This window comes from Kitasatospora sp. NPDC058063 (genome assembly GCF_042885395.1).
GTDB classification, from domain to species: domain Bacteria; phylum Actinomycetota; class Actinomycetes; order Streptomycetales; family Streptomycetaceae; genus Kitasatospora; species Kitasatospora lactacystinica.
The window spans coordinates 230038-239847 of sequence record NZ_JBHVSD010000003.1; the positions used below are offsets into that span (position 1 = coordinate 230038).

Consider the following 9810-nt stretch of genomic DNA (forward strand, 5'->3'; position numbering starts at 1 on the left):
GTCGTGAGCTGCGTTGATTTCCCAATCGGTAACCCGCAGGAAAGGGTTGACACCATTAGTTGGTCTAGTCCAACGTATGGGGAGCGCGGTTCGGCAAAGGCTGATGCGGGGTGAGGTGCCTTGCCGGGCGGGAGAGTTGGCCCTCTGACGTGGCGCTGTTCCGCGCCCGCGGGCCGAGGCGAGAAGGACCGTATGCGGACGGCCCTCCGGGCCGCACTCGAATTCCTGTTGCGGCCGGTGGCCGGCCGTCGACTCGCCGTGCCCGCATCGAGCCCGCGAGGAAGCGCTGCGTCGACTACGAACCATGGAGTGACTGCCCATGCCGAGCCCTGCCGAACACCCCGACGGACCCGACGGGGAATACCTGTACCGGGCCGCGTCGCAGCGCCCCTACTTCAGTGCCGACACCGAGAGCTACCTCGCCCCGACCGCGCTGCGCGAGGTCCGCAAGAAGCACCCGCTGCGGGTGCTCTCGGAGGAGGACCACGCGTTCTGGCGGACCTACGGCTACGTGGTGGTGAAGCAGGCGATCCCGGCCGGAGCCGCGCGCCGACTGCTCGACTTCGCCTGGGAGTTCCAGGGCCTGTCGCCGGACCGCCCCGAGGACTGGTACCGCGAGCGCGAGTACCGCGACGAACTCGACCGGCACCTGCACGTCTACGGCTTCGTCGAGGCCTACCACCACCAGCTCATCTGGGACAGCCGCCAGTCGCAGCGCGTCTACGACGCCTTCGTGGACGTGTGGGACTGCGAGGAGCTCTGGGTCACCCTCGACCGGCTCAACCTCAACCCGCCGAACGTCCGCAACCGCGACCGCGCGCTGATCGAGCCCACCGACCGCGGCTTCGACATCGAGCTGCACTGGGACGTCGACACCACCCGGGACATACTGCCGCAGCGCGTCCAGGGCATCATCGCGCTCAACGACACCGCCCCCGACCACGGCGGCTTCCAGTGCGACCCGGAGCTGTTCCGCCGCTTCGACGAGTGGCGGGCCGCCCAGCCGGCCGACCGCGACCCGATCCGCCCGGACGTCGACCGCGCCGAGTTCCCCGTCGTCCGGCCCGAGTTGAAGGCCGGCGACCTGCTGATCTGGAACGGCCTGCTCGCCCACGGCGTCGAGCGCAACACCTCGGCCGACGGCGTGCGCGCGGTGCAGTACCTGTCGATGATGCCCGCGCTGGAGGAGTCCGAGAAGCTGCGCCGCTCCCGGGTGGAGTCCTGGCGCACGCTCGGCACGCCGGACTGGAACCGCACGCTGGTCGGCGACGCCGACCGGCCCGAGGCGCAGCGCTACGGAACCGCCGAACTCACCGAACTGGGGGAGAAGTTGCTCGGACTGCGGTCCTGGCGCGGCAAGCCGTTCGACGAATGCGGGGACACCGGGGAGCTGGAATGCGCGACGTCTGCCTGACCCTGCCCACCAACCGCGCGTGCGCGGACACCATCACCGCGATCGGCGCCGAAGCCGCCTACGCCGTACGGCGGTTCGGCGTCCGGGTGCACCTGCTGGTGCTGGACTCCGCCGAGCCCGCGGACCGTGCCCGGCACGCCGGGTCCCTCGCCGGCCTGCCGGCCGTCGACGGCGTGGTCGTCCACCACCTGGACGAGGACGCCCAACGCGCCTTCCTGCGCGAGGTGATCGACCGATCCGGCGAGGCCGACCGGGGCCGGCTGCTGCGCCTGATGCTGCCCGACGCCGTCTCCTACGGCGCCTGCACCAACCGGGCGTTCCTGCTGGCCGCCGCGCTCGGCTGCGAGTCGGTGCACCGCCGGGACTCCGACAGCCGGTACCAACTGCTCGACGGCGAACCGGTGTTCCCGATCGAGCACGAGCTGGCCACGCTCGGACTGAAGGCCGCCGACGCGGCCGCCGCCGTCACCGAGAACACCCTCGACGCGGCGCACGCGGACAAGCCGGTCGCACTGGTCGGCGCCTCCTTCGTCGGTGAACTCTCCGTCGACATCGGCGGGATCCGTGAACTCGACCCCGAGGTCCACCACGACGTGGTCGCGCTCTGGGCGCCCACCGGCGCGAGCGAGGAGGAGAAGCGCGAACTCGTCGCCGATTCCTTCACCGGAGGCGGCACCGAGCCGTTCACCGCCGACCGCGCGGTGCTCGACCTGCCCGACATCTGGCACATCGACATGTGCAACATCGGCCTCCACCACGAGGTCTACGAACGGGTGCCGCTGCCGCCCGCCACCGACACCATCGGCAGCGACTACTTCCTGCACCACCTGGTGCGCGACGCGACCCTGCCGGGCGTCACCCACAACCGCCACATCGTCAACTACCACACCCCGGAACGGCGTACCGGCCCCGGCTTCACCGCCTACCAGCTGCGCTACGCCAAGTTCCTGCTCTCCATGCTCTACCTCTACCCGGTCTACTCCGAGATGGAGGCGGCCGGCGGCGCCCTGCTGGACGAACAGCACCGCGTCCGCCCCGAACCGATCGCCGAATCCGCCCGTCGCAGCGCCGCGACGGACCGCGCGGAGAACCACCGCAGGCTCGCCGAACTCGACCGCTGCTACCGACGCCTCGGCGGAAAGTACGCCGAGTTCGCGGACCACCTGGCGCCCCTGCGGGCGCGCCTGCTCGACGAGGCGCAGACGGACATCGAGGACTTCGCAGCGCTGATCGACGCGTGGGGCCCGCTGGTGCGGGCGAGCAGGGCCACCCCCGTCGACCGGCGGCCACGCTAGCCGGACGGGGAACTCCACGTGATACGCCAGACCACCAGCCATGCCACCGGCCACACCACCGGTCACGCCACCAGCCATGCCGCCGGCCACCCCGGCGGCCGCGCCGGCGGCCACAGCGCCGCCCACCCGCCCGCCCACCGGGCCCCGGCCGTCTCCGCGGTGCACACCGAGACGCGCCGCGCCGACGAGTACGACCGCACCGCGCTGCGCGCCGCACTCGCCGCCGCCACCGACGACCGGATCATCTACGACCTCGACGGCATCGGCCGCCAGTACGCCGCGCTCTGCGCCGAACTGCCCGGCGTGGCCGTCCGCTTCGCGATGAAGGCCTGCCCGGTGGACGAGGTGCTGGACCACCTCGCCGCCCTCGGCTCGGGCTTCGACGCGGCGAGCCCGCAGGAGATCGCCCAGGCGCTGCGCACCGGCGTGCCGCCCGAACTGATCCACTACGGCAACACCGTCAAGTCCGACCGCAACATCGCCGAGGCCCACCGGCTGGGCGTGCGGGACTTCGCCACCGACAGCCTGGAGGACGTCGCGGCGATCGCCGAACACGCCCCCGGCGCACGGGTGTTCTGCCGCATCGCGACCACCGGCGAGGGCGCGCTGTGGGGCCTGAGCCACAAGTTCGGCTGCTCGCCCGAGGACGCCGTGCGGGTGCTCGACGCCGCCCGCACCGCCGGGCTCGTGCCGTCCGGACTGTCGGTGCACGTCGGCTCCCAGCAGATGACCGCCGAAGCCTGGAGCGCCGCCGTGGAGTCGCTGGCCGCCGTACTGGAGGCGCTCAACTGGCGCGGCATCACCCCGACCCGGATCAACCTCGGCGGCGGCCTGCCCGCCCTCGGCGTCCTCGACCGCGGCGGACGCCCGCTCGACCCGCCGCTGGACAAGATGTTCGCGGTGATCCGCGAGGGCATGGAGCGGCTGAGCGCCGTCAACGCCGCGCCGCTGGAGTTCCTGCTGGAGCCCGGGCGGCACCTGGTCGCCGACCACGGCGCGATCCGCGCCCACGTCTCCCGGCTCACCTCCCGCCACCGGCCCGACGGCACCCGGGAGGACTGGCTCTACCTCAGCTGCGGCAAGTTCAACGGCCTGTACGAGATGGACCAGCTCCAGTACCGGCTGGAGTTCCCCACCCACCCGGGCGGTCAGTTCGTCAACGCCGTGGTGGCCGGCCCGACCTGCGACAGCGACGACGCGTACGCGCAGGAGGGCGGCCTGGTGCGCGTCCCGCGCGCGATCGGCTCCGGCGAACCGGTCTGGATCCACTCCTGCGGCGCGTACGCCACCGCCTACGCCACCCAGGGGTTCAACGGCTTCGCGCCGCTGCCGTACAGCTGCATCGGCGGGCGCCGCGACGGAGGAGAGCGATGAGCGAGTACCGCATCCGGCTGCTCCGCGAGGAGGACTGGGACGCCGTGGTCGCGCTGGAGGAGCGCGCCTACGCCGCCAGCGGCCTGTCCGAGGGCCGCGAGGCGCTGCGCTCCCGGCACCGGGCCTCGCCGGACACCTGCTTCGTGCTGGAGCACCCGGGCGGCCTCGGCGGCTACCTGCTCGCCCTGCCGTACCCGCTGTTCCGCTGCCCGGACCTCGGCCGCGGCGAGGACGGGGCCGACGCGGGCGAGCGGCCGACCAACATGCACGCCCACGACCTGGTGATCTCCGAGGACCTGCGCGGCCGGGGCCTGTCCCTGCGGTTGCTGCGACACCTGGAGCACACCGCCCGGACGGCCGGCTACCGGAGCGCCTCGCTGGTCGCCGTCCGCGGTTCGCACGTGCTGTGGACCCCGCTGGGCTACCGCGCCCGGCCCGAGATCGACCTGCCCGAGAGCTACGGCACCCGGGCGGTCTACATGGCGATGCCGCTGGACGCCGTCCCGGTCCGGCCGCTGCCGCACTCCACCGCGATCCGCGGGCCGTACTCCAGAGCCGAAGTGGGCTGATACCGATGTCCCCCGTTCGCGACGACTTCCGCCGGTCCCAAGTGGCCATCGGCGCCCTGTTCTTCGTCCTCGGATTCCAGTACGCGACCTGGGTCTCCCGGGTGCCCGCGCTCAAGGCCCGGCTCGATCTGGGCGAGGCCCAGATCGGCCTGCTGCTGATGACCTGCGGAATCGGCGCGGCGGTGTCCTTCCCCCTGGTCGCGGTGCTGACCCGGCGGCTCGGCTCCCGCCTGCTCTCGGTGCTGTCCGCGCTCGCCCTCGGCGTGATCCTGCTCGCCCTGTCGGTGGTGCCGAACTACCCCGTGATGCTGCTGGTGCTGTTCCTCGACGGCGTCGCGGTCGGCTGCCTGAACGTCGCGATGAACGCCCAGGGCGCCGCGCTGGAGGCCCGCTTCGAGCGGGCCACGATGTCCCGGCTGCACGCCACCTTCAGCGCCGGTTCGCTGCTCGCCGCCCTGCTGGCCTCGGGCGTCACCTCCGTCACCGGCACCCTGGCGGTGCACTTCGGGGTGGCCGCGGCGCTGCTCGCGGTGCTGGTCGTGACGGCCCGGCCGGGGCTGCTGGCGGACCGGCCGGCCGAAGCCGCCGAACCGGAGGAGAGGAAGCGGCGCCGCGGCTTCGTGCTGCCGACCGTCGCGACCCTCTGGATGGGCCTGGCGATGGTGTTCGGCACCGTCACCGAGGGCGCCATGAACGACTGGTCGGCGCTCTACCTCAAGGACTACGTGCACGCCGGCGCCGGGCTCGCCCCGCTGGGCATCGCGGTGGTCTCGGTGATGATGGTCTGCGCCCGGATCTTCGCGGACGGCTGGCGCACCCGCTTCGGCGACGGCCGGATCGTGCGCACCGGCAGCCTGCTGGCCGGCCTCGGACTCGCCCTGGCCCTGGCGGTCGGCGGCGTGGTCCCGACCCTGCTCGGCTTCGCCTGCGTCGGCCTCGGCGTGGCCGCGGTGACCCCGTGCGTCTACGTCGCCGCCGCCCGGCAGGGCGCCGACGCCCTCTCGCTGGTCGCCGCCATGGGCACCACCGGCCTGCTGGCCGGCCCCGCCATGATCGGTTTCATCGCCGGTGCCACCAGCCTGCTCTGGGGCATGGCCGCCGTCGCCGCCTCGGCGGCCGTCGTCTCCCTCTGCGCCACCCGGATCCGCTGGCCCGGCCAGGACACCTCCGCCGCCCCCGCCGATCCTCTGCTCGCCGCCGACCCGAGCTGACCCCTCCCGCACACCCGCCCGGGACCGCCCGGGACCTCCGGCACACCCGTCGCGAGGTCCCGGGGCGGGCCGGTGCCGCCGAGGGACGCCCGGACGCCAACCCCTGAAGCCCGCGTCAGGGGCAAGCCGACCGGGGGCGAAGGTGTCTGACGGGGCGTGGGGGATGCGGGTCTTCTAGAGTCACGGGTGGTACGGCCGTGCGACTGTGGTGCGTCCGTACGACCGTGAGCCGCACCGAGAGGAACGAGCAGCATGACCGAGCAGGCCCCCGAGCCCTTCGAGCCCGTCGACGAGGACTGGCAGACCGCGCTGGCGATCGTCGCCCACCCCGACGACATGGAGTACGGCGGGGCCGCGGCCGTCGCCCGCTGGACCTCGCAGGGCAAGAAGGTCGTCTACGCGATGGTCACCAGCGGCGAGGCGGGCATCGACTCGCTGGACCCGGCCGAGTGCGGCCCGCTGCGCGAGGCCGAGCAGATCGCCTCGGCGCGCGTGGTCGGCGTCGACACGGTCGAGTTCCTCGGACACCCGGACGGGGTCGTGGAGTACGGGCTGCCGCTGCGCCGGGACATCGCCCGGGTGGTGCGCAGGCACCGGCCGGACATCGTGATCACCAGCAATTTCCGGGACACCTACGGCGGGCAGTTCCTCAACCAGGCCGACCACATCGCGGTCGGCCGGGCCACCCTGGACGGGGTCCGGGACGCCGGGAACCGCTGGGTGTTCCGCGAGCTGCTGGCCGAGGGCCACGAGCCGTGGAACGGCGTGCGGCAGATCTGGGCGGTGGCCTCGCCGGACGCCGGGCACGCGGTGGACACCACCGCGCACTTCGACCGGGGCGTCGCCTCGCTGGAGGAGCACAAGGCATACCTGGCCGGGCTGGGCGGGGCGATGGCGGAGCCGCGGGAGTTCCTGGAGGGCTTCGGCCGGGGCGCGGGCAGCCGGCTGGGGACGCGCTTCGCGGTGCCGTTCGAGGTGTTCCCGCTGGGCTGACCGGCGGCTACTCGGGCCCGGTGCCGGTGTTCGTGCCTGTGCCTGTGCCGGTGCCCGTGCCCGTGCCGGTGCCTGTGCCCGTGCGGCGCCGGCGCCGGTGGCGCAGCACCTGCCGGAGCAGGACGGCGGCGACCAGCACGCCCAGCCCGACCGCGAACCAGACCTGGTAGCGCAGCGCCGTGCGGTACACCGCGCCGATGTTGGCCCCGGCGAGGTAGCCGAAGGTGCCCCAGACCGCCGTCCACAGCACCGCGCCCAGCAGGTTGAACGGCAGGAACCGGCGCCAGGGCATCTCCGTGGTCCCGGCGATGATCCCGTTGTACTGGCGCAGCCCGTCCACGAAGCGGGCGACCGTGACCACCTTGCCGCCGTGCCGGGCGAAGAAGTCCTCGGCGCGGTCCATCCGGGCGGGGGTGAGCAGCACGTAGCGGCCCCAGCGGTGGACGAAGGCGCGCCCGCCGGTGCGGCCGATCAGGTAGCCGAGGCTGTTGCCGAGCGCGGCGGCGCCGGCCGCGACCAGCAGGACGGCGGCGAAGTCGAGGTGCCCGGCGCCGGCGTACACCGAGGCCAGCACCAGCACGGTCTGTCCGGGCACCGGGATGCCGCAGTTGTCGAGCAGCACGAGCAGCGCCACCGCGAGGTACCCGTAGTGGTCCAGCAGTGGCGCGAGCCCGGCGAGTGCCCCGGGCAGCGGGGTCGGGGGAGCGGACACCGCTCCTCACCACCTCGCGCGGGGCGGGGTGACGGGGGTGTCGGTCAGAGGTTCGCCTCGCGACGCTCGATGTTGCAGTCGGGGCCCGGGTAGATCAGACCCTCGTGGCCGTCCTCGAACCGGACCATGTACGGCGGCTGTCCGTCGGTGCCGCGCACCTCGACGATCTCGCCCTTCTGGTCCACCATGCCCACCGACCTGCTGTGGATGTGGAGCTGGTCACCTACCGCTGCCTGCATGGTCTGCTCCCTCGGGTCGTGTGCCCGGCCGCCTCCACGGCCGTTCCCGCTATCCACTGTGCTGCGGGTGCGGCGGGCGCGCAACGCCTCGGGCGGACGGGGTGCGCGAGGGGCGCGGGGGCCGGCGTCAGCGGGCGGAGGACTGTTGCGCGAGGTAGCCGCGGACCAACCGCTTGCACTCGGCGATCAGCGCCGGATCGCCGTCGGGCGCCTCCCGGAAGGCCAGCTTGAGCACCGCGTCGGCGGCCTCCAGGGCCACCCGCAGGGTCAGCGTGGTGGCCGACGGGTCGCCCGCCCGGAACAGTTCGCCGCCGAGCGCCTGGAGCCGCAGCGCGACGGCGGTGTTGTTGTCCACGCCCGCGTCCAGCAGGTGCAGGTCGTCCTGGACACCGCTGGGGACGGCCGGGCCCGCCAAGCCGAAGTCCAGCTGGCCGAAGCCCGGCACCGCGCGCTTCATCGCCACGAACTCCTCCACGGCCAGGTCGGTGAAGAGGGCGGGGCCGACCGGCGCGGCGGCGGCCAGCCGGGCGTCCAGGCGCTGGAGGTAGTGGTCGAGGTTGCGGGTGGCGAGCGCGGCCAGCAGGTCCTCCTTGCCGGCGAAGAACTGGTAGAGGGTGCCGATCGGCACCTGGGCGCGCTGGGCGACCTCCTTGGTGGTGAGCGCGGTCGCCCCGACCTCGTCCAGCAGCCCGGCGCAGGCGTCCAGGATGCGGCCGTACCGCTCCAGGCTGCGCTGCTGGACCGGGCGGCGCCTGACCGGTCCGGGGGCGGGGTGACTCCTGTCGCTCATGACCTCACTGTGCCGCATCCGCCGTGACGGCGGCGAATCACCGGGGCGCGAACGGCCCGGAGTTCCCCGTGGGGCGGGAGCCGACTGGTGGCCGGAGCTGAACGGCACGGTGGCGGGAAGGTGTCCACGAGCTGGTATAGGCCTTGTCGTGGACGCGATGACAGGTTCATACTCCTGGGGCGGACTACTTTGCGTGATCAACGCATGCCTCTTCGTGGTGATCGCGATTCAGCTGTGGCGGCCGAGACGCCTGTGACGGACGCACCGCCGCCACCCGAGGTCTGGACGACACGTGTGCCTCCACTGCCCGCGCCACGTCCCGTGGCGTCACGACCCTGTGTGTGCCCGCCCGACGGAAGGAGGGGATCGGTTCGGTGACGTTGCACTCCGGAGGGCGTGAGGCCCTCGACACCGAGCACCGCCGCCAGTTCCTGGAGTCCGGATACCTGGTCCTGCCCGGCCTGCTGCCGGAAGCGCTGCGCGAACGCCTCGCCCCCGAGGTCGACCGGTGGGTGGACGAGGGCCTGCGGGCCCGGTCGATCGCCGCGTGCGCCGACCCCTTACGCCACGGACCGCCCCCGCTGCTGGAACTGGAATTGCCCGCCCACGGCGAACTCCTCACCCACCCACCGCTGCTGCGCACCCTGACCCGCCTGCTCGGGCCGGACTTCGTCTTCCACCACCTGCACAGCGACCGCCAGGACCCGGGGATCCCGGGCAAGGCCTGGCACCACGACTGCGAGCCCAACGACCGCTCCGACCCGTCGCTGCTGATGGTCCACGCGCTGCACTACCTCGGCGGACTGGACGAGCGGGTCGGCAGCCTGGCCGTGCTGCCCGGCTCGCACCTGCGCACCGTCGGCAAGTCCGCCTTCGCCCACCACGGCACCGCGGAACTGCCCGGCGAGGTGGTCCTCGACCGGCTGCCGCCCGGCTCCACGGTGCTGCTCAACTCGGCGCTGTTCCACACCCGCAGACCGGCGCCCGAAGGGCCGGGCCACCCCCGGTACTTCGTCGACGCCTCCTACTGCCAGGTCGGGGCGCGCTGGCGCCCGGTGAAGCCCTACTGGCGGCAGATGCTCGCCCGGGCCCGCGAACTGGACCTGGCCGACGGCCAGTGGCCCGAGCTGTTCGCCGAGCGGCACTTCACCGAGTACACCGCCGGCGAACACGCCCGCACCGAGTACACCGGAACCGTCTGAGGAGCACTGCC

General features: G+C 73.2%; 10 protein-coding genes. 7 read left to right on the forward strand and 3 right to left on the reverse strand.

Going from position 1 to position 9810, the window contains the following annotated elements; genetic code table 11:
• The first annotated feature begins 319 nt into the window (after window positions 1–319).
• From ACFVUY_RS07635 to ACFVUY_RS07660, 6 genes are all read left to right on the forward strand, one after another.
• Window positions 320–1414, forward strand: a complete 1095-nt coding sequence (locus ACFVUY_RS07635) for a phytanoyl-CoA dioxygenase family protein (protein WP_387728075.1) — start codon at window positions 320–322, stop codon at window positions 1412–1414.
• The gene (locus ACFVUY_RS07640; RefSeq protein WP_387728077.1) at window positions 1396–2709 is read left to right on the forward strand and encodes a DUF6271 family protein; all 1314 of its coding nucleotides are present in this window, start codon (window positions 1396–1398) and stop codon (window positions 2707–2709) included. The genes ACFVUY_RS07635 and ACFVUY_RS07640 overlap by 19 nt, the downstream gene beginning before the upstream one ends.
• A 159-nt stretch (window positions 2710–2868) precedes the next feature.
• Window positions 2869–4083 carry a type III PLP-dependent enzyme gene (locus tag ACFVUY_RS07645; RefSeq protein ID WP_387728222.1) on the forward strand — a complete coding sequence of 405 codons (1215 nt, stop codon included), beginning with the start codon at window positions 2869–2871 and terminating at the stop codon, window positions 4081–4083.
• Complete coding sequence (locus ACFVUY_RS07650; protein ID WP_387687954.1) at window positions 4080–4652, forward strand: GNAT family N-acetyltransferase; 573 nt, start codon at window positions 4080–4082, stop codon at window positions 4650–4652. The genes ACFVUY_RS07645 and ACFVUY_RS07650 overlap by 4 nt, the downstream gene beginning before the upstream one ends.
• Window positions 4653–4657: 5 nt before the next feature.
• On the forward strand, window positions 4658–5863 hold the full coding sequence (locus ACFVUY_RS07655; RefSeq protein WP_387687952.1) for an MFS transporter: 1206 nt from the start codon (window positions 4658–4660) through the stop codon (window positions 5861–5863).
• A gap of 252 nt (window positions 5864–6115) precedes the next feature.
• Complete coding sequence (locus tag ACFVUY_RS07660; protein WP_387687950.1) at window positions 6116–6856, forward strand: PIG-L deacetylase family protein; 741 nt, start codon at window positions 6116–6118, stop codon at window positions 6854–6856.
• 7 nt (window positions 6857–6863) lie between these two features.
• Here the strand turns inward: ACFVUY_RS07660 and ACFVUY_RS07665 are convergent, their stop codons facing one another.
• The 3 genes from ACFVUY_RS07665 to ACFVUY_RS07675 all read right to left on the reverse strand — a co-directional run bounded on the left by ACFVUY_RS07665 (window position 6864) and on the right by ACFVUY_RS07675 (window position 8597).
• Window positions 6864–7568, reverse strand: coding sequence for a DedA family protein (locus ACFVUY_RS07665; RefSeq protein WP_387728079.1), 705 nt, complete (start codon window positions 7566–7568; stop codon window positions 6864–6866).
• A gap of 44 nt (window positions 7569–7612) precedes the next feature.
• A complete protein-coding gene (locus ACFVUY_RS07670) occupies window positions 7613–7807 on the reverse strand; it encodes a DUF1918 domain-containing protein (RefSeq protein ID WP_359898515.1) in 195 nt (64 codons plus the stop codon).
• Window positions 7808–7934: 127 nt separating this feature from the next.
• Window positions 7935–8597: a TetR family transcriptional regulator gene (locus ACFVUY_RS07675; protein WP_387728081.1), complete on the reverse strand. Its 663-nt coding sequence runs from the start codon at window positions 8595–8597 to the stop codon at window positions 7935–7937.
• 374 nt (window positions 8598–8971) lie between these two features.
• Here ACFVUY_RS07675 and ACFVUY_RS07680 point away from each other — a divergent pair, with 374 nt between their 5' ends.
• On the forward strand, window positions 8972–9799 hold the full coding sequence (locus ACFVUY_RS07680; protein ID WP_380540512.1) for a phytanoyl-CoA dioxygenase family protein: 828 nt from the start codon (window positions 8972–8974) through the stop codon (window positions 9797–9799).
• The last annotated feature ends 11 nt before the right edge of the window (window positions 9800–9810 follow it).